We start from the raw sequence: 22,563 nt of genomic DNA on the forward strand, positions 1-22,563 counted from the left end.
ATCGCTCGGCGGCGACGCTCCCCACCAGGCACCTCGGATGCGTAGTGCGCTGCGTGGCAGTGTAGCAACCCCAGCCAGTGAAACCGGTGCCCTAGCGCCGCCGACCGCCGGCACCGAAGGGGCCTCGGCGCTCGCCCCCAGGGCCTGCAGAGGGGCGTCGAAAAGCATTCTTGTCCACCGCCTCCACGGCATCGGCCAACCCCCTGCCCCGCCGCTTCGTCTCCTCGGCGCTGTTGCGGCTGGAGCCGACGCGCACCCCCTTGGGCGTGATGCTCAGCCCCAGTGCGCGCACCGCCGGCAGCAGCGGCGACTCCCATACCGAGACCCCATTGATCTTTTCCACCACCACAGGTGTCACCGAGGTCAGCTGGGTGGCGTGCTGCACGGCGGCGTCGATATCGCGCAGCGCGGACTCCACATCCGCCACCTCCTGGGGAATCCGGAGGGTCTTGCCGCCGCGGCTGAGATAGCCCAGCAGGACTCCGCCCCGCAGCACCACCATGGCCCCCGCCGCGCGCGAGTAACCACTACCCGGCCACTCGAGGGCGGCCCCATAGGGATTGGCGGGATCCGCGGCGGCCACAAGATAGAGGGCATCCTCCCGGGTGGCGCGCACGCGATCCACCACCGCAGAGGTAGAAAACTGCGCCCCACCCAGACCATCGATGATGTAGCCGCGGGTGGCCTTTCCGGTTTCTGCAAAAGAGCGCAGCACCTTATAGGCCAGCGCGAAACCGCCGAGAACATTCTCCGCCTGGATCGAGCCGCGGGTGACCACCCCATAGCGATCCAGCCACGCCTCGCCATGCGCCACGGCGCGGGCAGTGGCCTCGGCCACCGGATCAGCGGGCCGGACGGCACGGGAGAAACGGCCCGGCACATCCACCGGCTGGCTGGCGTGCCCAGCGCGCCGGGCGTTGGCGCTCTGGGCGAAGCTGGTGCGCCCCATGCGCAGGCGCGAACGATTGGGGCGGCGGGTGGCGCGGTGCGCGGTTGCCCCTTTCGTGGAGGTGCCGGCGAGCCGGGCCCGCAGCGGGGCGAAGCTCTCGGGGCTCACCAGTGTTTTCTCCATCAGCGACCATAAGCTATCGCGTACCACCTCGGGGCTGTGCTCGGCTGGGGGCAGCGGCACTCCGAGTTCATCGGTGTAGCTCTCGAGGTAGCTCTGGAGTTCGCTGAAGAGGAAGGCACCGCCGGTGTCGAGGGCCTGCAGCAGCGCTGTCTCCGTGGTGGAGAGGGTGTGCTCGGTACCCTCCTCTAGCAGTTGTGGTGCATAGTCGGCGGGGATGAGGCTCACCCACGGGTCGCGGGCGCCGGCGAGGCCGCGGCACACCACGAGGACCTCGCCGTTTTGAGTAAGCTCGTCGAGATCCGTGGGGGTGTAGTTGCTCACCCGCAGCGGAAAGACGAGAGACTCCCAGGCGCTGGCGGGAAGAAATACCCCTGCCAGTTGCTCGCACACAGCGAACACACCATCGGCGCCGCGCAGCGTCGGATAGTCGCCGCAGGCGGCAAGGTTATGCCACTCGGGAAGGAAGGCGGCATAGGCCTGCTGGCTCACCGGCTCGATCTGGCTCTGCACCTTCGCCAGGGTGCGGGTGCGGAGTTTTTTCAATACCCCGCGATCGACGTATTCCTGCTCCTCGATCTCGGCGCGGTAGCGTCCTTCCACCGCGCCATTGCGGCTGGCGGCAGTGGCGGCCACGCTGATCCCTATACCTAAGGCGGTGGCGAGTTCCCGGGCGGTGAAGGGGCCGCGGCTGCGGGCGAAGCGGCGCACCAGCTGATCGAGGGCGTCGTCGATGATGTCCGGATCCGCACCGATCCCAGGCGGGACGGGGATGCCGAGGCCATCGCGCAATAGCGCGGCGTCGAGTGCCAGCGCCGCATGGGCCTGCCCTTGGATGCGCACCTCCATCACCTGCTGGCTGTGGGCGAGCTGGGTCCACGGCTCGGGGAAATCGGCGTGGCGCTGCAGCTCCGCCAGCGGGATGGGGCCGGTTTCGCGGAGCACGTCGATAAGCGCATCGGGGGTGCGGGCCCGCCAGCCCTCGGCGGTGTGCTGCAGCTGGGCGTGAACCTCGGAGATGATGTCTTGATCCAGCATCTCCCGCAGCTCCACTGTGCCGAGGAGGCTGGCCAGCAGCTCGGGGTCGAGGGATAGAGCGGCGGCGCGTTTCTCGGCGAGTGGAGTATCGCCTTCGTACATGAACGCGCCGGTGTAGTTGAACATGAGCGAGGAGGCGAAGGGGCTGGGCTGCTCCACGGTGACCTCGGCGATGCGCACCCGGTGCTGCTCTATATCGCCCATCAGGGCGGTGAGCGCGTCGAGGTCATAGACATCCTGCAGGCATTCGCGCACTGTCTCCAAGATGATGGGAAAGGAGGGGTATTTACGGGCCACGTCGAGCAGCTGGGCGGCGCGTTGGCGCTGCTGCCACAAGGGGGCGCGCTTGCCGGGGTTGCGGCGCGGCAGCAGCAACGCTCGGGCCGCGCATTCGCGGAAGCGGGAGGCAAACAGCGCCGAGTTGCCCACCTGTTCGGTGACCAGATCATTGATCTCGTCCTTATCGAAGCGAAAAAGCTCCGGCCCGGGATCGGTGTCCATGGCGGGTAGGCGCAGCACAATGCCATTATCGCCGGCCACGGCCTGGGCATCGATGCCGCTGTGCTCGGCGATGCGCGCCCCCACGGCCAAGGCCCACGCGGCATTGACGCCGCGACCATAGGGCGAGTGCAGCACCACGCGCCAGTCCCCGAGCTCGTCGGTGAAGCGTTCCACTAGCAGGGTGCGTTCATCGGGAACCATGCCGGTGGCCTGTTGCTGCTCGCGCACAAAGGCGCGCACATTATCGCGGGCCCACTGGTCGAGATCCGAGTTCTCCAGCACCTGCGGGTCATCGGCGACGCGGCGCAGAAACTCGCCGATCATCACCCCCAGCTCCGCGGGCCGGCCGGGGCTATCGCCGCCCCAGAAGGGCAGCCGGCCGGTGTGGCCGGGGGCGGGGGTCACCAGCACCTGATCGCGGGTGATCTCCTCGATGCGCCAGCTCGAGGCCCCCAGGGTGAACACGTCGCCCACGCGGGACTCGTAGACCATCTCCTCATCGAGCTCCCCCACGCGCCGTGGGCCGTGCTCGCCGCCGCCAGCTAAAAACACCCCAAACATGCCGCGGTCAGGAATGGTGCCGCCGCTGGTCACCGCTACCCGCTGCGCCCCTTGCCGGGCAGAGAGCAGGCCGCTGACGCGATCAAAGTTCACCCGCGGTTTGAGCTCGGCAAAATCCGTGGAGGGATAGACCCCGCTGACTAGGTCCACCACGGAGTCGAAGACGGTGCGGGCGAGATGGTGATAGGGATAGGCGCGGCGCACCATCTCATACCACTCATCCACGTGGATATCGCCGTTCACGGTGACGGCAATGGTCTGCTGTGCCAGCACGTCGAGGGGATTCTGTGGCACGCTCAGCGCCTCGATAAACCCGGCGCGCATCTTGTCGACCACCACGGCGGAGTCCACCAGATCACTGCGATGCGTGGGATAGAAGGTGGCGCGGGATACCGCGTTGACGCGGTGCCCTGCTCGGCCGACGCGCTGCAGCCCCGAGGCCACAGAGGGCGGGGATTGCACCTGGATCACGAGATCCACCGCGCCCATATCGATGCCGAGTTCCAGCGAGGAGGTGGCCACGACGCAGCGCAGCTCGCCGCTTTTCAGCGCCGCCTCGGTGTGGGCGCGTTCATCCTTGCTCACCGAGCCGTGGTGGGCGCGGGCGATGATCGCCTCGGCCTCACCGGCGATATCCGTGGACTTCATTAACTGGGCGGGATCGCGTCGGCGGGCGGCGCTGAGCGCCTCGGGCTGGTGCTGGGCGGCATAGAGCTCATTAATGCGGGAGGTCAGCCGCTCCGCGCTGCGCCGAGAATTGACGAATACCAAGGTGGAGCGGGCGGTCATCACCTGCTCATAGAGTTGTTCCTCGATGAAGGGCCAGATGCTTCCCTGCTGCGGCAAGGCCGATTCCACGGCGGCGTCGTCGAAGCTGGGCAGGCTCGGCGCGGACTGTTCATCGTTGTCGCTGCGCTGGCTGTGATCGTCGATAAGCGGAGAGGCGAGCCCCAAGGGATCGTCGATGGTGGCCTCCCCGATGCTTGAGCCGCGCTCCGGCACAGGAAGATCCGACATATCGGGCACCGGCACCCGCACGCTCAGATCCCATTCCTTGCTGCTGTGCGGTGCCACGATATCCACGTCGCGGTCGCCGCCGAGGAACTGGGCGACGGTATCAATGGGGCGCACCGTGGCCGATAAGCCGATGCGCTGCACTGGGCGCTCGCTCAGGGCCTCCAGCCGCTCGAGGGAGAGTGCCAGATGGCTGCCGCGTTTCGTGCCGGCGAGGGCGTGGATCTCGTCGATGATTACGGTCTCGACATCGCTGAGAATCGACGCCGCCTTCGAGGTGAGCATCAGATATAGGCTCTCGGGCGTGGTGATTAACACATCCGGGGCATTACGTACCTGCCGCGCCCGCTCGGCCTGCGGGGTATCGCCCGAGCGCACGCCCACGCTCACTCCGTGCAGCCGCACCCCATCGCGCTCGGCGGTCGTTTCAATTCCCGTCAAGGGCGCCCGCAGATTGTTCTGCACGTCCACTCCCAGCGCCTTCAGCGGGGAGATATAGAGCACGCGCACGCCCGTCTCGCTGACCTCCACCCGGCCCGGCGCGGGCACCCCCTGCAAAGGCAGCGCGTCTTCGCTGCGCTTATCGACGCTATCCTGCCGGCTCACCAGCGTGTTCAGTGCCCATAAGAAGGCAGAAAGTGTTTTACCCGAACCGGTGGGCGCCACCACGAGCGCATGGTGTCCTGCGGAAATAGACTCCCACGCGGCGGCCTGCACGGCGGTGGGAGCGGCGAAGACATCAGTAAACCAGCGCGCCACCACTGGGTGGAACTTCTGCAGGATCTGAGCGGTCATGTAACCATCAAACCAAACCATTAAGCTAAAGGGCATGACTGCGCACATTGATGATGCCATTTTGACCCACCGTCTCGCCCAAGGAACCGGAGAGATCCTCAAGGGCGTCCGTAATGTCGGCGTGCTGCGAGGCCGCAACCTCGGCGATGCCGGCGATGAGCTTGCCCAGAACTGGATCGCGCGTGTGCTCGAGCAGCACCGCCCCGAGGATGGAGTCCTCTCCGAAGAGGCCGCGGATAACCCCGCCCGTCTCGGCAAGGACCGCGTGTGGATCATCGATCCGCTCGACGGCACCAAGGAGTTCGCCACCGGCCGTCAGGACTGGGCGGTGCATATCGCGCTAGTGGAAAACGGCACTCCCATCCACGCCGCCGTCGGCCTGCCCGATCTGGGCGTGGTCTTCGACTCCTCCGATGTCAAGGCCGTGATGGGCCCGCGCCCCTACAACATCGTGCTGTCGAAGAACCGCCCGCCGAAGGTGGGCACCTTTGTGGCCGAGCAGATGGGCTGCAGCATCACCCCGATGGGTTCTGCCGGCGCGAAGGCGATGTCTGTGCTGCTCGGCGATGCCGACGCCTATATTCACGCCGGCGGCCAGTACGAGTGGGACTCCGCCGCGCCGGTGGGTGTGGCCCAGGCTGCCGGGCTGCACTGCTCGCGCCTCGATGGCTCCGAGCCCACCTACAACAACCGCGACACCTACATGCCGGACATGGTGATCTGCCGCCCCGACATCAAGGATGAGATTCTGCAGCTCGCCGCGCAGTATCTCGAGGAGAACGGCTCCTACTAATACCGCCCCACCCCGCGCCGCCGGCATTCTTAGCCCGCGCGGGGTGTGTCTTTTTCTCTAGCTCCCCGTCGGCGGTCTTTACCGCACTAGGTATGCTTAGCGGCTGTGAGTATCGAGACGCCTTATGAAGATCTTCTGCGCACTATTCTGCAGCAGGGCACCCGCAAGGATGACCGCACGGGCACGGGCACGATCAGCCTTTTTGCCCAGCAGATGCGGTTTAATCTGGCGGAGTCCTTTCCGCTGATCACCACGAAAAAAGTGCATATGAAATCCATCATTGGGGAGCTGCTGTGGTTCTTGCGCGGCGATTCCAATGTGGGCTTCTTGCACGAGCACGGGGTGAGTATCTGGGATGAGTGGGCCGATGAGAACGGCGATCTCGGCCCCATCTACGGCGTGCAGTGGCGCAGCTGGCCCACCCCCGATGGCCAGCACATCGATCAGATCTCGCGCGCTCTCGAGACGCTGCGCACCAACCCGGATTCCCGCCGCACCATCGTCAGCGCCTGGAATGTCTCGGAGCTCGATTCCATGGCCCTGCCGCCCTGCCACCTGCTCTTCCAGCTCTATGTGGCCGAGGGCCGGCTGTCCTGCCAGCTCTATCAGCGCAGCGCCGACATGTTCCTCGGCGTGCCCTTTAATATCGCCTCCTATTCCCTGCTCACCCACATGTTCGCCCAGCAGGCGGGACTCGAGGTGGGCGAGTTCGTATGGACCGGCGGCGACTGCCACATCTACACCAACCACCTCGAACAGGTGCGCACCCAGCTCGAACGCGAGCCCCGCCCCTACCCGCAGTTATCGCTACGCAAGGCGGAGTCGATGTTTGACTATGACTTCTCCGATATCGAGATCACCGGCTACGATCCGCACCCGGCTATTCGTGGCCAGGTGGCGGTCTAGCCCGCTGGGGAAAGGAGTAGGTGGATGATCGGCGCTATCTGGGCGCAGTCCCGCGACGGCGTGATCGGCGATGGCCACACCATGCCCTGGCATATTCCCGAGGATCTCGCCCATTTCAAGGAGATCACCTCCGGTCACCCCGTGCTCATGGGGCGCGCCACCTGGGAGTCCCTGCCGCCGGCGGTGCGCCCCCTGCCGGGGCGCCGCAACCTGGTGGTATCCACCCGCACGCCCGGGCCGTGGTCCGCCGGGGCCGAGGTGCTGCCCGATCTGCGCACTCTGCCCGAGTGCGACACCCTGTGGGTGATGGGCGGCGGCAGCATCTACGAGGCTCTTCTTGATCGCTGTGAGCGGATTGAGATGACGCTTGTCGACGCCACCCTCGCCGCCGAGCTCGGCGACGCTGCCGTGTATGCGCCCGCGCTGCCCGCAGATGTCGAGCTCGTCTCAGAAAGCGACTGGCACACCTCCCGCACAGGCACCCGCTACTGCTTCCGCAGCTATCGCCGGCGCGAGCCGCGCACGTGAGTTTTCTGGGTGCGCTGAGAGCCACGGGTGTGGCACAGTGGAGGCTATGGCTAACGTAACTTTGTACACCACGTCGTGGTGCCCTTTTTGTCAGCGCCTGAAGAAGGCTTTGAACCGTACCGAGACTCCTTTCGATGAGATCGATGTGGAGCAGGATTCCGAGGCTGCCGCATGGGTGGAGTCGGTCAACGATGGCAACCGCGTGGTTCCCACCGTGAAGTACTCCGATGGCTCTACCGCCACCAACCCGGCTGCATCCGAGGTGCGCGCGAAGCTCGAGGAGCTTAGCTAACTACCCACTCAGCACGAGCAAGAGGCTCCCACCAGTGATCTGGTGGGAGCCTCTTTGTGTGTTCTCTGCCCTGTATTAGGAGGCGGGCTCCTCGCGCAGCAGGTAGATATCCATAATCCAGCCGTGTTCGGCGCGGAGCTGCTTTTTCAGCTCCGCGATCTCGGCGCCGATCTCGCAGACCTTGCCGCGGCGCAGCACCTGCCAGTCCGTGGAGAGATACGCGCCCCAATAGATCACGGTGTTCTCCGTGTAGTTCTCCATCCAGGCCGCTCCCCCATCGAGCATCACCACACAGTTCGCACGGTCTGCCTCGCTGGTTTCTGGCAGCTTGCGGGCGGTGGTGACGTGGATGGCTTCACCGATGCGGTTCAGCAGCATCCCGTGGGCCGCGGTGAGGGCCTGAATAGCGGTGATACCTGGGTAGATCGATCGGGTATGGGGTGTGTGCAGCCGGTCCAAGATCCGCAGCGTGGAATCGTAGAGCGAGGGATCGCCCCAGACGAGGAAGGCGGCTGTGCCGCCGTTGGGGAGATGCTCGCCCAAGGCGGCGTCGATACGCTGCGCGCGCGCCTGGTGCCAGCGTTTCACCTCTGCTGCGTAGTTCTCGGGATGGCGGTCGCGGGGCGGATCGGCAATAGCGACGAGCTTCACCTGCGGCGCATGAGCCGCAATGATGCGCTCACGGACGGCCAAAAGCTCCGCCTTGTCCTCACCCTTATCAAGACTCAAGACGCAATCTGCGCTAGCAAGCGCCGCGATTGCGTCTTGGGTGATATGCCCGGGGCTACCGGCCCCTATCCCGATCACACAAATATGTGTGTCGTTCATAGTGGCAGTGATCTTTACTCGTCTTCTTCGTCGTGGGAGCCGAAGAGATCAGCCATCTCCTGCGGGTCCAAGCCGGTGTGCAGCTCGGAGAAGGAGGCCGAGAAAATCTGCTGCAGGTACAACTCACACGCAGCGGCGAGCTGCTTGGAGTCAAACTTGTTCAGCAGCAAGAGACGCTTAGAGGAGCCATCCTCAAGAATCTGATCTACGGCGAGAACCGGAACTTCGTGATCAATGACAGTGTGCACACGAATATCGCGGCGCTGAACGTCGGTAAACGTCGGTCGTGCAGACATGGGGAACCTACCTATACAGTCAAGAAAATCTGAATACATACAACAGTAGGCGTTCACTCATACTTATGCGCGTCTTTAGTGCAATACACCCCCGCTATGGGCCGTACAGGGTGCCGGGACAAGGATATATTCACCCCCAAAAGTGCGCAGGAACAGCGTTTTCCCCGCTGTCGACGGACCCCACAGGCAGCCCTAGCAATCCAGAATGCGTCCAGCCCGACATGCGGCACAAGCGGCTAGCACGCTCTATCGAAGCGGAAACACGGCCACTAAGCGGGAAGAACTATCGCCCTATTCTCCCGAAATGAGCACCTGGCAGCGATTAAAATAGGCCTGAGAATCCCAGCGGGAGCTGGGCCGAGGTAGTCCGCAAAGAAGGGAGCACACGTGCGTTCTCCGTCCCGCCGCAATAGAGGGGCAGCCATCACAGTCATTCTCGGAACCGCGGCCCTGGTGCTCGCAGGGTGCGGCGGCGCGGATGATGCCGCGCCCAGCGGCTCCACGAGCACCACCACGGTGACCGAAATCGAAACCGAAATCGCGGACGAGACTAGTGCTGATACGGAGCCGACCCCGCGCACCGAAGATGCCTACCTGCGCTATGAGGCGGGTCCCCACACCTCTGAGCTCTTTGCTAAAAGCGTGCGCGATGCCTTCGCTGCCCAATGGGTGCGTACGGGCAACACAGATGTGAGCGTGGAAGCCAACTCCTTCGTCACTGGAGACACCTACACCATGAAGTGCAGTGGCGAGCACATTGTTCACTGCACCGGCGGCAATAATGCGCACGTCTATCTCTACGACAAGACCGTGCCCGCCGGCGAAGAGGGCGCGCCCGCATACCCTGAGTTAGACGATAACGAACCCCAGACTATCAGCGGTGTGATCCGCGATCTCTCGGGCGATGAGTTCCTGGAGAAATACGGGGAGCTCTACCCCTTTGACTTTGGGGTCACCGGCCGAGTGCGCTATGTGGAACTGGATGAGCCCACAGTGCTGCGCGGCACCTACCCCTACAGAGAAGGCAAGACTAAGGAGGATCAGACATACCGAGTAGCCATCGGCTCGACCCCCGAGGATTCGGCCGGTAGCAGGTTGGCCGGCAGGGATGGCGAACACATCACCGAGGATGTCTCCCCGAGCCAGTGCTGGTGGCCTAACGATCCGAAACCTCCAGGATGGGCCCTGCGCTGCAGGTTCGACTAGCTAGCGAAGCCCCAGATACAGCACTATCCCCGATTCCTCGTCCGAATCGGGGATAGTGCGATGTGGGCCTAAAAGAGGGCCCTCATGTGCCAGGCGCGGCACGGTTTTTATGTGCCCCAGAGAGGAATCGAACCTCCGACACCGGCTTTAGGAGAGCCGTGCTCTATCCACTGAGCTACTAGGGCTGCTACACGACGCGCACATTCTTTGGCGAGGTGGCCACAGCGTGTGGGGCGTGTCGTGATTAGGCTACCGTAGCCGCGGGCTAGCGGTGAAATTTGGGGTTATGCAGCAGTGATACGTCGATAAGCGGGCGGCGGCTAGTCGGTGTCGATGGTCACTTCCTCCTCGGCGACCGTGCGGGACTGCGGCTTGCGGGCGGCGGGAGCACCCTGGCGGGCCTTTTCCTCCTGCTGCTTCTTGGACTCGAGATATTCGCGGTGCTCGTCCTCGGCGGCGGCCCGCTTAGTCTTTTGTTCCTTCGGCTCCTTCGGGGAATCCATCTCCGGCCAGTACTGGTGCACCAGATAGGCGGCGAGCGGGAAGGCGAGCACCGTGATCGCGCCGGCACAGACCAGAATGGATGCGAGCTCTTCGTCGATGAGATCGCGGTGCGCGGCCACCTCGGTGACGGCAACGATGATGGGCAGACCAGTGGCCGCGTAGAGTCCCAGTTCCACCTTGTCGCGGGGCTCCTTCAACCCGGAATCGGTATCGGTGAACACCTCGGTGAGGAACACCGGGATACCGCGGGCCACGAGGATCACGGCGACGAAGAGGAAGATCAGCCACCACCGGCCGGCCACAGCGGAGATATTGATGGCCATGCCGGAGGTAATGAAGAACACGGGGATGAAGAAGCCATAGCCCATCACGTTGAGGCGGGCTTCCACGGTCTTGTGGAATTTCTCCGGCACCAGCGAGCGCAGGATGATACCCGCGGAGAAGGCGCCAAGCACCACGTCGAGCTCGAATACCGCGGCCGCTGCCATGAGCATGGTCAATAGGGCCATCACCGAACGCATCACCGTCTGCGAGGTATTGCCGGCGCTCTCGTGGATCAGCGACCCCACCCGCGGCACCAGGGTTTTCACGGTGCGCGGGATGAAGGCGGTGATCAGCGCGATCGTCATGAAGATGAGGAGAATGATCAGGGTCAGGCCCATCGAACGCGCCGAGAGCAGCAGCGACATGGCGAAGATGGGGGCCATCTCACCCACCGCGCCGTGCACGAACACGGTCTTGCCCACCTTGGAGCTGTCCATGCCCACGGACTTCAGAATGGGCAGCAGCGTGCCGAGCGCCGTCGAAGACACCGCAATCGCGATCGTGACCGCCCACAGCGGGTTTTCGGGTTGGGCAATAAAGTAGACCACCACGAACGCCACGGTGATACTGATCAGCCACGTTCGCAGCGCCCACCGGCCGGTGCGCCCCTTCATCGTCTTCGGATCGATCTCCCAGCCGGCGAGCAGGAAGAGCAGCCCGAGGCCAAGCTCACGCAGCATACTCACGCCGCCATCATCGACGGCGAACTCCAGCACCTCTGGACCGATAATCACGCCGAATCCCAGCATGAACACCACGGCGGGGATGTGGTTCTTCGTCATAAACGCGAGGAACTGCGACGCCAGTGCGGCGAGCGTAATCCACATCGTCGACACAATGATTGTGGTCATGGGCTTAACTCCAGAATTGTTTCTTCAACGGTGATGCACGGGCGTACCGATAGCTCTCGGGCTCGAGGCTGCGGAATCCGCGTCCGAATGTCACAGGATATACAACCGACAGGGGTTTTCGCTTATCGACGCTTTCCCCCTGCCTCTCCCCCGCCCTGCTAGGTATCCGCGGATTGCTCGGGTACGAGCCCGGCGAGCTGTTGCTCGACGAGGTCGGTGAGATCCTCGGCGGAGCCGGCGATGGCCGCGGCAGCCACATAGTCCTCCCCGAAGCTAACCGAGGAGTGCAGCGTGCGGCTATTCGACCATCCCCATTTCGACCCCTCCGCACCGGGGAGGGTGCTGGTGCCGAAGTTCTGCTTATAGCCATCCGCGGCCACCGGCTTCGCTGTGCGCATGGCGCGCAGCAGCGGCGAGTTCGGATCCTCCTCGAGTTTCTGGGCGAGGAAGAAACACACGTCATAGGTGGAGGTCACGCTGTATCCCCACTTGGAGTTAGCGCGGGTGGACTGCAAGTCATAGCGGGTGGCGGTTGTGTCGATGGCCTCCGGATAGGACTCATAGAGCGCGGCGGCAATGCTATCGCTGGAATCGCGCACCATGGTCAGCGCCTGCTTTCTTTCCGTGGCGCTACCGTGGTCGAGCACATAATCCGCGATGTAGAGCTTGATCAGGCTGAGCGCGGGGCGCGCGAAGCGCTCATTGGCGGTGCCGTGGTGCTCGCCATCGGAGAGCCGCACGAAGCTCACCTGCGAACCGGCCGCATGGGTGCCGAATACATCATTGTCCAGCGGCAGTGGTGCCGGCTCCACGGGGTAGCGGTAGATAGGCGCCGTGGGCGCAGCTGGCGCGGTGGGCTCGGTGGCATAGTGCAGCGGCTCTGAGCTGCGTGCTGGCCCCACCGAGGGCAGCAGGAAGAGGGCGCCGACGAGAAAGAACGCTGGTGCAAGCACCAGCGTGGGCAACCACGATGCGGGGCCTGAGCCGTGGGAAGTCGACGACATGGGGGACATTCTAAGAAACCCCAGCGCATACCTACAAATACTGCGGACATGACGACAGCCCCGCCGCGAGCACGGACGGTGCTCAGCGCGGGGCTGCGAATCAGCGGTGTGCCGGTAGGCCTCGTGTCACCGAGGCTGCGGCGGGAATCTTAGTGATCCACTGGGGCTTCGACGCCCACACCGGTGAGGGAACGAACTTCCATCTCTGCCTGGAGGTCTTCCATATTGTCCGACTTACCCAAGTAGGTGCCGATGATGCCGGCGAGGAAGGCGGCCGGGATGGAGACCAGACCCGGGCTCGTCAGCGGGAACCACGACCAGTCTGCATCGGGGAACATTGCGCTCGGGGCACCGGAGACCGCCGGGGAGAAGAAGATCAGTACCAGCGTGGTAATCAGACCGGTGTAGATGGAGGCGCAGGCACCCACGGTGTTGAAGCGCTTCCAGTACAGCGAGTACAGGATGGTCGGCAGGTTCGCCGAGGCGGCGACCGCGAAGGCCAGGGAGACCAGGAAGGCCACGTTCTGGTTCATCGCGAGGATACCCAGCACGATGGACAGGGCACCGATGACCACCACGGTGATACGAGAGACGCGCACCTGCTCAGCCTCGGTGGATTCACCATTGCGGATCACCGAGTGATAGATATCGTGCGCCACCGAAGCGGAGGCGGTAATAGCCAGACCAGCGACCACGGCCAGCACGGTAGCGAAGGCCACAGCGGCGATGGCGGCCATGAACAGCGGGCCAGCCAGCTCCAGTGCCAGCAGCGGTGCGGCGGCGTTGGCGCCACCCGGAGCATTGAGGATCCGGTCCGGACCCACCAGTGCGGCAGCGGCGTAGCCGAGCACCAGAGTCATCAGGTAGAAGGAACCGATGAGCACGATAGCCCAGGTCACGGACTTACGAGCTTCCCGTGCGGTCGGCACGGTGTAGAAGCGCATGAGCACGTGCGGCAGACCAGCGGTACCCAGCACCAGCGCCAGGCCCAAGGAGAGGAAGTCCAGCTTGGTGGTGATGGAGCCACCGTACTTCAGACCCGGATCCAAGATCGCGCTGGCTTCATAGCCCTTCGAGGCGAGAAGATCCGAGCTAGCGTGGGCCGCAACAGCGGAATCGAAGAGATCGGACAGACCGCCCTTGATGTTGAAGAAGATGAGCACCGTCATGATGCCCACGCCGCTCACCAGCAGCACGGCCTTAATCATCTGCACGTAGGTGGTGCCCTTCATACCGCCGATAAGCACGTAGGCGATCATGATGATGCCCACCACGGCAACCACAACGGCCTGGGCCGTGGGGTCATGGATATCGAGAAGGACGGACACCAGAGAACCGGCGCCTGCCATCTGAGCGATGAGATAAAACAGCGACACGAACATGGTGCCGAAGGCTGCGGCGAGGCGCACGGGACGCTGGCGCAGACGGAAAGAGAGCACATCGGCCATGGTGAAGCGGCCGGTGTTACGCAGTGGCTCGGCCACCAGCAGCAGGGCGATCAGCCATGCCACGAAGAAGCCGATGGAATAGAGGAAGCCGTCGTAGCCGGAGATCGCGATCGCGCCCACGATACCGAGGAAGGATGCGGCGGAGAGGTAGTCGCCGGCGATGGCGAGACCGTTCTGGGTACCGGAGAAGCTCGCGCCACCGGTGTAGAAGTCGCTGGCTTCCTTCGTGGTTCGACCGGCCTTCACCACCACGGTCATGGTGACCACGATGAAGAGTGCGAAGATTCCGATGTTCAGAATCGGGTTGCCAGTACTAGTTGCTTCTGCTGCGAGATTGGACTCGCTCGCTAAATAAGTGATGTTCATATAATCTTCGCCTCCTTAGCCTTCCATGAGTTGACGGATATGAGCGGCCTTCGGCTCGATGTTCTTATTCGCGTAGCGCACGTAAATCCACGTGATCAAGAACGTGGTGAAGAACTGAAGTGCGCCGAGAACGATGCCGAGGTTCACCGCTCCATACACCTTCACGGCCAAGAGATCGGGAGCATAGGTGGCCAGCAGCACAAAGGCGACGTACCACACGAGGAAGGCCACGGACATGGGAAAGGCGAAGGACCGGAAGGTAGAGCGCAGCTCTTGGAACTCCGGGTTCTTCTGCATCTCGCGGAACTCCTGCGCGGTGGGTTCGTGCTTTCTCCGAGGCTGTTGAGCCTCCGGTGGTGGTGCAGTATTAGTCATGCTTTTTCCTATCTAGCGTCTAGCGCAAGCGGTGATGAAGCTCGGTGCTTTCTTTCAGCGCTCTCTCAGATTTGAACGCCCTAGCAAACAAATTACCTAGCTCACATTGCAATGTGTGACCTACGAAGCACTTTTTGCCCACAAATCTTTCGACCATCGCCCCCAACCCCTTATCACCTGCACCAAGAAAGGTCCTACCACCACCCCCGAAAAGGCAGGCAGGACCCCTTTGCCAAGTTTGTGAATCTGAGCACTATGAGCTTCGCTAGCTTTTCACCCGCACACAACGAGGCTGCCGCATGCGCGACAGCCTCAGGAAGATGTGATCTTTTTTCAGCTTGTGCTCGTGTGCTGCAGTTCTGGGCTGCGATCGTGCTGTGTGTCCCGGCGCGCGGCCGCCTGATTCACCCGCCACAGCAGCTCCACCAGCACGGCCCCGGCAACGCCGACCGCCACGGATTGCAGGAATAGTGGCGAGAGATGGGCGTCGAGAAGCAAAATATGGGCGCTGAAGGGCACGGCAAAAAGCGCCACATAGGCCAAACCGGAGACCCCGATGAGCAGCATCTTCCACCAGTTCAGCGGGCGTGAGACCACCACGAGAACCCACCAGGCCATGATGAGCAGGGCGGCCAGCGCCGCGGTGGCCTCGTGCTGATCCACCCCAGAGCCATGCGGCGAAGAAGAAATCAGCATCCACCACAGGGAGACTCCCAGCCCGATGACCACCCCGGAGGGCATGGCCAGACGCAGCACCCGGCTCACGAAGCCGGGCCGGGCGCGCTCGTGGTTGGGCGCCAGGGAGAGGATGAAGGCGGGAATACCAATGGTGAACCAGCCGATCATGGTCACATGGATGGGTTGGAAGGGGTACACAACGCCGAATATGCCGGTGACCAGCGCCAAGATCACGGAGTAGACCGTTTTTGTGAGGAAGAGATTGGCCACGCGCTCGATATTGCCAATCACCCGGCGCCCCTCGGCCACCACATGCGGCAGCGTGGAAAAGCGATTATCCAGCAATACCAGCTGGGCCACCGAGCGGGCCGCCGGCGATCCCGACCCCATGGCGATACCAATGGAGGCTTCCTTCAACGCCAGCACATCGTTCACGCCATCGCCCGTCATCGCGACCGTATGCCCGGACTCCTTGAGCGCGAGTACCATCTGCTTTTTCATCTCTGGAGTCACCCGGCCGAATACGCGGCCGCGCTCCACCGCCGCCCGAAACTCCTCGGGATCGCGGGGAAGCTCGCGGGCATCGATGGCCTCGGTCGAGATACCCAGGGACCGGGCCACCGCCCCCACCGATACCGCGTTATCGCCGGAGATGATCTTCAGCTGCACCTTTTCTTTGGCGAAGTAATCGAGGGTGGCGCGGGCCTCGGGGCGAATCACCTGCTCCAGAATCACCAAGGCATGCGGCTCGAACTCCGCCTCCGATTTCCTCCCGAGCAAGAGCACGCGCTGGCCGAGCTGCATATGCTCATCGGCTGCGCGCGACTCCGGCGCCAGCACATCGGGTGCTCCCAGCAGCCAGCACTCGCCGGAGGCCAGCTCCACACCCGAGTACTTCTTGGTGGAATCGAAAGCGATATGCTCACTCACCTGCGGCAGCGAGCTGGGCTCTCCCGGCGCGTCGGCGCGGGAGTGCTGCAGCGCCTCGGCGATGGCCTGCATGGTGTCATTGGGGCGTTTATCAGCCTTGGCCATCGCGAGCAGCGTGGCCTCATACTCGGCCGCGGGGCGGCGTCGTCTAGCATCCGCCACCACATCAAGGCCGGTATAGCCCATGCGGTTTTCCGTGAGCGTGCCGGTTTTATCCGCGCACACCACATCCACTCGCGCCAACCCTTCGATGGCGGGCAGCTCATTCACTAGCGCTTGGCGCTTGCCTAGGCGCACCACGCCGACGGCAAAGGCGATCGACGTCATCAGCACGAGCCCCTCGGGCACCATCGGCACCAACGCCGCCACCATCGCCAACAGGGACTCGCGTAATGGATTGCCGGTGCGCACCAGCTGGGTGTAGATCGCGAGCAGCCCCGTAGGAATAAGCAGCCAGGTAATGATCCGCAGGATCTTGTTGATCCCGTTTTGCAGCTCGGAGTCGGTGAGGGTGAAACGCCCGGCGTCACGGATCAGCTTGGTGGCATAGGCATCCTCGCCGATGCCGGTGGCCTGGAAGGTGCCAAAGCCCGCGGCCACAAAGGAGCCGGAGTAGAGCGGATCGCCCACGGATTTCTTGATCGGCTCGGACTCGCCGGTGAGCATCGATTCATTGATCTCCAGCCCCTCGGAGCTGCGCACCACGCCGTCCACCACCAGCTGATCGCCGGCACCAATATCGATGAGATCGTCGAGCACAATAGAATCGCGCGGGATCTCGGCCGTAGCCCCATCGCGGATCACCTTCGGGTCCTCTTCGCCGAGGATCGTCAGCCGGTCCAAGGTGCGCTTGGCCCGCAGCTCCTGAATGATGCCAATGCTCGAGTTGGCGATAATGAGCAGACCGAAGGCGCCATTAATAAAGGACCCCGTGGTCGCCACGATGACGAAGAGCACCCCGAGGATGGCGTTGATCCGGGTGAACACATTGGAATAAATAATGTCGCGGGTGCGCCGGCCGGTGCGCCGCAGCGTCACGTTCACCTGGCCGCGCTCGCGCCGCTCGGCCACCTGCGCCGAGGTCAAGCCTGCAGCGGGCGTGATTGCCCGTGTGGTGTCTACCTCCATGAGCTCCGTAGTCTACCCCCTGTGCTCAGCGTAACTGCTCTGCGTGAGGGCCCAAGACGGGGATTCACAGCGCTTTCCCAGCTGCGCCCTTGTCGCCCCTCCTGCCAGCAGCGAAGCGGCGCTGCGCCCGGCTGGAGGCAGGGCCGTGGCGCTTAGCTGAACACGCGGGGATCGGGCCCCACACGGCCGGCACCTTCGCCTTGATCCATGGCGGTGATCCGCCGCAGTTCCTCCTCGCTGAGGGTGAAGGAGAAGACATCCATATTCTCCCGAATCCGCTCGGGCGTGCGCGAGCGCGGGATCACGATGCGGTCCTGCTGCAGGCTCCAGCGCAGCGCCACCTGGGCAGGGCTGACCCCATGGTGCTCGGCGATCTCTCCCAAGATGGGATGGCTGAGGATCTCGCCCTGGCCCAGCGGCGACCAGCATTCAGTAACAATGCCGTGGTGGTGGTGATAGTCCACGAGCTGGCGCTGCGAAAACCCGGGGTGGAGTTCGATCTGATTGATCGCAGGAGTAATGCCGGTATCGGCGATGATCCTGTCGAGAGTCTCCTCATAGAAGTTGCAGACGCCCACGGTCTGTACCCTTCCCAGCCCTTGGAGCTGGGCAATCGCCTCGAAGCTGGCGCGGTAGGTATCCGTATCCGGGCAGGGCCAGTGCACCATGTACATATCGAGATAGTCGAGGCCGAGACGCTGCAGACTCTGGTTGAAGGCCTCCCCCGTTTCCTCAAATCCCTGCTGGTTATTCCACACCTTCGACACCACGAAGAGCTCATCGCGATCCACATCGCCGGCGGCAATCGCTGCGCGCAGGGCGGCGCCGACGGCCTCCTCATTCTTATAGATCGCCGCACAATCAAAGTGGCGATACCCTGCCTCGATGGCAGTGCGGATGACCGTCTCGCATTCATCCGGGTCGATCTTCCACAAGCCCAGACCGAGCTGCGGGATAGGGGTGGCGTCGTTGAGGGTGATGGCGGGAACGCAAGTAGACATAGTTCCCATTGTGCCCCTGCCCAGCGCTCAGGGCTATAGCCACCACCGAGGGGTCCACCATGATAGGTGTCCCACACAAGTATTAAGGTAGGCCTACATGATTGTTGGAACATATGTCCATGTGTGACTTCACACCACGGCTATGAGGAAAGAACACCAGAGTATGCACGACACCACACTCCACATAGATGGATTGACCAAGCGCTATGGCGATGTCGTAGCGCTGGAGGACATGAGTTTTTCCGTCGCCCCCGGCGAGATCTACGGTTTTGTCGGCTCCAATGGCGCGGGCAAAACCACCACGATGCGCATCGCCCTTGGCGTGCTCAGCGCCGATTCTGGCGAGGTGCACCTAGGCTCACGGACCGTCGACGACGCCCTGCGCCGCAGCTTTGGCTACATGCCCGAGGAACGCGGGCTCTACCCCAAGCAAAAAGTGGCGGAACAGTTGCACTATTTCGCACGGCTGCACGGGCTCGATGCTGCCGCCGCCAAGCGCAATACCGCCGAGCTGCTCGAGCGGCTGGGTCTCAGCGACCGCGCGAAGGACAAATTGGAGCAGCTGTCTTTGGGCAATCAGCAACGGGTGCAGCTCGCCGCGGCGCTGGTCTTTGACCCGCAGGTGCTGATCCTCGACGAGCCTTTTAGCGGCCTCGACCCCGTGGCCGTTGAGGTGATGTCCAACTCGCTGCGGGAACGCGCCCAGCAGGGCATTCCGGTGGTGTTTTCCTCGCACCAGCTGGATCTGGTGCAGCGTTTATGCGATCGCGTGGGCATTATCAGCGGCGGCCGCATGATGGCGCAAGGGAGCGTCGATGAGCTGCGGCAGTCCGGGCCGGTGCTCTATGAGATCACCACCCCAGCCACCACCGCATGGTGGGAAGCACTCGCCGGTGTGGAGTTCGTGGAACGCCACCAGGACACGGTTGTGCTGTCGATCTCCGAGGAGGCCACGCACGGCCCTGGCGGCTTCGATGATCAGGAGCTGCTCCGGGCGGCGCTGGCCGCCGGCCCCGTGCACCACTTTGGCCGTCGCCTGCCCTCTCTCACCGCGCTCTTCCAGGAGGTTGTGTCGCAATGAATTCCTATTCCTCTTTCTCCACGATCGGCCTCGTGATCAGGCGCGAGGCCGCGAAGCTGCTGAAGTCGAAGAGCCTTTGGGTCATGCTCGGCGTGATGCTCGCTATTTCGGTGGTGGGCGGAGTTGTGGGCTATATCAATTCCGACGATGAGGACACCGCCTCTGATTCTCCGGTGGTTGCCGTGCTGGGCGAAGATCCCAGTATCCCCGACCGCGCCAGCGCCGAGGAGGCGCTGCGGGCCTCCGATGAAGAGGAGAATGCCCCGCGTCTTGATGCCGTGGTGGTGCCCGCGGAGTCCGGCCCGGAGTTGCTCTACACTGGGGAGCTTCCCGCCGGGCTGCTGGAGCAGCTTAATGCCACTCGCGCCGAGGCGTTTTTAGAATCCCAAGGCGTCGACCCCGCAGCCATGGCGGCCACCCAGCTCATCCCGGTGCAGGTGAGCGGCGGCGATGCGGGATTCTTCGGCGATCCCGACACCTTGGGTAATCGGGTGGTCGCGCTCGTAGGCGTGTTTCTTCTCGTCCTCGCTATTTTGATGTTTGCCGCCATGATCGGCAGCGCCGTGATGGAGGAGAAAACCTCGCGCGTCATCGAGATCATTTTGGCCACGGTGCGCCCCCTCGATTTCCTCTGGGGCAAGGTGCTGGGGATCGGGCTCGTCGCCTTCGGCATGGTCACGGTGCTCTTTTCCGCCGGTATCGGCGCCGTGTGGGCCGCGGGGCTGATGGATGATCTCGACTTCGACATCGCCATCATTCCTATCCTCGTGCTCTTCTTCATCCTCGGTTTCATCCTCTTCGGCCTGCTCTACGCCGCCGCAGGATCGCTGGTATCGAGTATGGAGGACTATCAATCGGCCCAGCTGCCCGTGCTGCTGCTGGCCTTGGCTATGACGTACACCCCCATGTTCGGCTTTTCCAAGCTGGATAGCACGTTTATGGAGATCGCGACATGGATTCCGCCCTTCTCGGTGGGCCTTGCCCCGCTGCAATACGCCGCGGGTAATATCTCCGCGCTGCAGCTGGCCGCCTGCGCCCTAGTGTTGGTGCTCACCACCTTCGCCGTCAGCTGGCTCACCTCCCGTATCTACCGCAACTCGGTGTTGCACTCCGGCAGCGCCATCTCGTGGCTCAGTGCGGTGAAAAACCTGCGTTCGGCCTAGCCGGCACACGCTTATCGACGCCGACCTCCCCGCCTCGTCGCGGTGGCGGTCGGCGTTATTCGCATGCGGCGGGCACACCCAGGGGGTGTGATCATTGTGGCCACCAGCTACGGCCCTCTCAGCGCCCGCCGTGGATACTGCGTGCACAGCCTCGATGCTGCCACCGCGGCCCCACACAGCCTGCTGCCACCACACCCGCACGTGGGTGTAACTCGGCGGCCTAGCGCAGGATTTTTTGCATCATTGGGCCCCGCTTTGGGGTGTGTGCGGATAAGCTCACCCAGTATGGGACATACGAGCGCGCAGCAGCTGATTGATGAAGTACTCGACCCGGATTCTTTCCAGAATTGGGGCACCACGCCGAATTACGGCGATATCGACGAAGCCTATAAGGATTCGCTGGCGCGGGCCCGCGAGAAATCCGGGGTGGACGAGGCCGTGATCATCGGCGAGGGCAGGGTCGCCGGCCATCGCGTGGCCTGCGTGCTCGGAGAGTTCCGCTTCCTCGGCGGCTCGATCGGCGCCGCCACGGCTCGCCGCATCATCGACGGCATTCACCGCGCCACCGCGGAAAATCTGCCGCTGCTGATCTCCCCTTCCTCCGGTGGCACCCGCATGCAGGAAGGCACCCCCGCATTCTCTTTGATGGTCTCCATCACCACCGCTGTGTATCGCCACAAGGACAAGCACCTGCCCTTCTTGGTGTATCTGCGCAATCCCACCACCGGCGGCGTGATGGCCTCCTGGGGTTCGGCCGGTAACCTCACCTTCGCCGAGCCAGGGGCACTCCTCGGTTTCCTCGGTCCGCGGGTGGTCGAGCTGACCACCGGCAAGCCCATGCCGCCTGGGGTACAGACTGGGGAGAACCTCGCCACCCACGGGGTGATCGACGGCGTGATTAACCCCGCGGAACTCCGCGCGAGCGTGATCAAGCTCGTCACCACCCTCACCCCTGATCCGCAGCAGCACGCCCCCGCCCGCCCGGACTATCTCATCACCGCCGAGCAGGGCTATGAACCGGAGCATTCGGCTTGGGATTCGATTGTGGCTACCCGCCGCAGCGATCGCCCCGGCCTGCGGGATGTGCTCGCGGTGCTCTCCGATAGCTATATCGAGCTCAATGGCACCGGCGATGGCCGCCACTCCCCTGCCGTGCAGGTAGGCATCGCCACGCTCGGCGGCCGCCCCGTGGTGATCATGGGCCAAGACCGGCACGCCCAGCCGCCGCACGCCGTCAGCGAGCTCGGCCCCGCAGCGCTGCGCTTCGCCCGTCGCGGCATCCAGCTGGCGCATGAGCTCAATATTCCCTTGATTTCCTTCATCGACACTCCCGGCGCGGAGCTCTCCCGCGAAGCCGAGGAGGCGGGTATGGCTGGCTCCATCTCCCGAACCTTGAATGAGCTGGTCAGCGTGGACGTGCCCACGGTGTCCGTGATTCTGGGCCAGGGCTGTGGCGGCGGCGCGCTGGCGATGCTGCCCTCTGATGCGGTGATCAGCGCCGAGCATGGCTGGCTCTCCCCGCTACCGCCCGAAGGAGCCTCGGCGATCATCTACCGCGATGTGCACCACGCGGCTGAGATGATGGATGCCCAAGACGTCAGCGCGGTGTGTCTGATGAACGCCGGTATTGTCTCCGGCATTGTTCCCGAGGGGCCAGATGGTGCCGCTAGCGGGGACGCCGCCGACAACCCCGAGGAGTTCATCACCCGCATCTTGGAGGCGGTGGATTACACGCTGTGGAATCTGGAGCACAACGTGAAGCTGGTTGGCCGCGAGCACCGCTTCCAAGGCTATGAGAAGCTGGCCGAGATGCAGCCTTAAACTCGGCGCAGGCGAACGCACACAAACACCGCCGCGGATACCCTCTCCCCGCAAGGAGAGAA

Annotated in this window: 17 protein-coding genes and 1 tRNA gene; 8 read left to right on the forward strand and 10 right to left on the reverse strand. The window is 63.6% G+C overall.

Annotated elements, in window-relative coordinates; genetic code table 11:
* Positions 1–91: 91 nt before the first annotated feature.
* Positions 92–4,978 (reverse strand): DEAD/DEAH box helicase, encoded by a 4,887-nt coding sequence (locus tag KR227_RS02885; RefSeq protein WP_218363615.1) that lies wholly within the window; start codon positions 4,976–4,978, stop codon positions 92–94.
* A 34-nt stretch (positions 4,979–5,012) separates the two neighbouring features.
* On the opposite strand from KR227_RS02885, the gene KR227_RS02890 reads away from it, so the two are divergent.
* From KR227_RS02890 to KR227_RS02905, 4 genes are all read left to right on the forward strand, one after another.
* Positions 5,013–5,771 carry a 3'(2'),5'-bisphosphate nucleotidase CysQ gene (locus KR227_RS02890; RefSeq protein ID WP_218363616.1) on the forward strand — a complete coding sequence of 253 codons (759 nt, stop codon included), beginning with the start codon at positions 5,013–5,015 and terminating at the stop codon, positions 5,769–5,771.
* 105 nt (positions 5,772–5,876) lie between these two features.
* Positions 5,877–6,677, forward strand: a complete 801-nt coding sequence (locus tag KR227_RS02895; RefSeq protein WP_151530026.1) for a thymidylate synthase — start codon at positions 5,877–5,879, stop codon at positions 6,675–6,677.
* A gap of 24 nt (positions 6,678–6,701) precedes the next feature.
* Entirely contained in the window at positions 6,702–7,205 is a 504-nt protein-coding gene (locus KR227_RS02900; protein ID WP_218363617.1) for a dihydrofolate reductase, read from the forward strand.
* Positions 7,206–7,251: 46 nt separating this feature from the next.
* Positions 7,252–7,497 (forward strand): mycoredoxin, encoded by a 246-nt coding sequence (locus KR227_RS02905; protein WP_218363618.1) that lies wholly within the window; start codon positions 7,252–7,254, stop codon positions 7,495–7,497.
* Positions 7,498–7,572: 75 nt separating this feature from the next.
* Here KR227_RS02905 and cobF read toward each other — a convergent pair whose 3' ends face one another.
* Both cobF and KR227_RS02915 read right to left on the reverse strand, forming a co-directional pair.
* Positions 7,573–8,325, reverse strand: coding sequence for a precorrin-6A synthase (deacetylating) (cobF, locus tag KR227_RS02910; protein WP_218363619.1), 753 nt, complete (start codon positions 8,323–8,325; stop codon positions 7,573–7,575).
* A 14-nt stretch (positions 8,326–8,339) separates the two neighbouring features.
* Positions 8,340–8,621, reverse strand: coding sequence for a hypothetical protein (locus KR227_RS02915; protein WP_218363620.1), 282 nt, complete (start codon positions 8,619–8,621; stop codon positions 8,340–8,342).
* Positions 8,622–9,008: 387 nt separating this feature from the next.
* Between KR227_RS02915 and KR227_RS02920 the strand changes: the two genes are divergently transcribed.
* Positions 9,009–9,827, forward strand: coding sequence for a hypothetical protein (locus KR227_RS02920; protein ID WP_218363621.1), 819 nt, complete (start codon positions 9,009–9,011; stop codon positions 9,825–9,827).
* Between the two features lie 112 nt (positions 9,828–9,939).
* On the opposite strand, the gene KR227_RS02925 is transcribed toward KR227_RS02920, so the two are convergent.
* The 7 genes from KR227_RS02925 to KR227_RS02955 form a co-directional block, all read right to left on the reverse strand.
* Positions 9,940–10,012: transfer RNA gene (locus KR227_RS02925), tRNA-Arg, on the reverse strand.
* 135 nt (positions 10,013–10,147) lie between these two features.
* Positions 10,148–11,506: a cation:proton antiporter gene (locus tag KR227_RS02930; RefSeq protein WP_218363622.1), complete on the reverse strand. Its 1,359-nt coding sequence runs from the start codon at positions 11,504–11,506 to the stop codon at positions 10,148–10,150.
* A gap of 158 nt (positions 11,507–11,664) precedes the next feature.
* Positions 11,665–12,510, reverse strand: a complete 846-nt coding sequence (locus KR227_RS02935) for a hypothetical protein (RefSeq protein ID WP_218363623.1) — start codon at positions 12,508–12,510, stop codon at positions 11,665–11,667.
* 149 nt (positions 12,511–12,659) lie between these two features.
* Positions 12,660–14,324 carry a cation acetate symporter gene (locus KR227_RS02940; protein ID WP_218363624.1) on the reverse strand — a complete coding sequence of 555 codons (1,665 nt, stop codon included), beginning with the start codon at positions 14,322–14,324 and terminating at the stop codon, positions 12,660–12,662.
* A gap of 15 nt (positions 14,325–14,339) precedes the next feature.
* Positions 14,340–14,699, reverse strand: a complete 360-nt coding sequence (locus KR227_RS02945; RefSeq protein WP_218363625.1) for a DUF485 domain-containing protein — start codon at positions 14,697–14,699, stop codon at positions 14,340–14,342.
* Positions 14,700–15,032: 333 nt separating this feature from the next.
* Positions 15,033–17,435, reverse strand: a complete 2,403-nt coding sequence (locus tag KR227_RS02950; RefSeq protein WP_218363626.1) for an HAD-IC family P-type ATPase — start codon at positions 17,433–17,435, stop codon at positions 15,033–15,035.
* Between the two features lie 152 nt (positions 17,436–17,587).
* Positions 17,588–18,436 (reverse strand): aldo/keto reductase, encoded by an 849-nt coding sequence (locus KR227_RS02955; RefSeq protein ID WP_218363627.1) that lies wholly within the window; start codon positions 18,434–18,436, stop codon positions 17,588–17,590.
* A gap of 163 nt (positions 18,437–18,599) precedes the next feature.
* Here KR227_RS02955 and KR227_RS02960 point away from each other — a divergent pair, with 163 nt between their 5' ends.
* The 3 genes from KR227_RS02960 (at position 18,600) to KR227_RS02970 (ending at position 22,501) form a co-directional block, all read left to right on the forward strand.
* Positions 18,600–19,517, forward strand: a complete 918-nt coding sequence (locus KR227_RS02960; RefSeq protein ID WP_218363628.1) for an ABC transporter ATP-binding protein — start codon at positions 18,600–18,602, stop codon at positions 19,515–19,517.
* Positions 19,514–20,680: an ABC transporter permease gene (locus KR227_RS02965; protein WP_218363629.1), complete on the forward strand. Its 1,167-nt coding sequence runs from the start codon at positions 19,514–19,516 to the stop codon at positions 20,678–20,680. Before KR227_RS02960 ends, KR227_RS02965 begins: the two co-directional genes overlap by 4 nt.
* Positions 20,681–20,965: 285 nt before the next feature.
* On the forward strand, positions 20,966–22,501 hold the full coding sequence (locus KR227_RS02970) for a carboxyl transferase domain-containing protein (protein ID WP_218363630.1): 1,536 nt from the start codon (positions 20,966–20,968) through the stop codon (positions 22,499–22,501).
* Positions 22,502–22,563 lie beyond the last annotated feature (62 nt).

This window comes from Corynebacterium sp. TAE3-ERU30, assembly GCF_019209925.1.
GTDB classification, from domain to species: Bacteria; Actinomycetota; Actinomycetes; order Mycobacteriales; family Mycobacteriaceae; genus Corynebacterium; species Corynebacterium megadyptis.

Coding starts and splice junctions, on each gene's coding strand:
- KR227_RS02885 (WP_218363615.1), bottom strand. CDS start 4,978: ATGACCGCTCAGATCCTGCAGAAGTTCCACCCAGTGGTGGCGCGCTGG.
- KR227_RS02890 (WP_218363616.1), top strand. CDS start 5,013: ATGACTGCGCACATTGATGATGCCATTTTGACCCACCGTCTCGCCCAA.
- KR227_RS02900 (WP_218363617.1), top strand. CDS start 6,702: ATGATCGGCGCTATCTGGGCGCAGTCCCGCGACGGCGTGATCGGCGAT.
- KR227_RS02905 (WP_218363618.1), top strand. CDS start 7,252: ATGGCTAACGTAACTTTGTACACCACGTCGTGGTGCCCTTTTTGTCAG.
- cobF (WP_218363619.1), bottom strand. CDS start 8,325: ATGAACGACACACATATTTGTGTGATCGGGATAGGGGCCGGTAGCCCC.
- KR227_RS02915 (WP_218363620.1), bottom strand. CDS start 8,621: ATGTCTGCACGACCGACGTTTACCGACGTTCAGCGCCGCGATATTCGT.
- KR227_RS02930 (WP_218363622.1), bottom strand. CDS start 11,506: ATGACCACAATCATTGTGTCGACGATGTGGATTACGCTCGCCGCACTG.
- KR227_RS02935 (WP_218363623.1), bottom strand. CDS start 12,510: ATGTCGTCGACTTCCCACGGCTCAGGCCCCGCATCGTGGTTGCCCACG.
- KR227_RS02940 (WP_218363624.1), bottom strand. CDS start 14,324: ATGAACATCACTTATTTAGCGAGCGAGTCCAATCTCGCAGCAGAAGCA.
- KR227_RS02945 (WP_218363625.1), bottom strand. CDS start 14,699: ATGACTAATACTGCACCACCACCGGAGGCTCAACAGCCTCGGAGAAAG.
- KR227_RS02950 (WP_218363626.1), bottom strand. CDS start 17,435: ATGGAGGTAGACACCACACGGGCAATCACGCCCGCTGCAGGCTTGACC.
- KR227_RS02955 (WP_218363627.1), bottom strand. CDS start 18,436: ATGTCTACTTGCGTTCCCGCCATCACCCTCAACGACGCCACCCCTATC.
- KR227_RS02960 (WP_218363628.1), top strand. CDS start 18,600: ATGCACGACACCACACTCCACATAGATGGATTGACCAAGCGCTATGGC.
- KR227_RS02965 (WP_218363629.1), top strand. CDS start 19,514: ATGAATTCCTATTCCTCTTTCTCCACGATCGGCCTCGTGATCAGGCGC.
- KR227_RS02970 (WP_218363630.1), top strand. CDS start 20,966: ATGGGACATACGAGCGCGCAGCAGCTGATTGATGAAGTACTCGACCCG.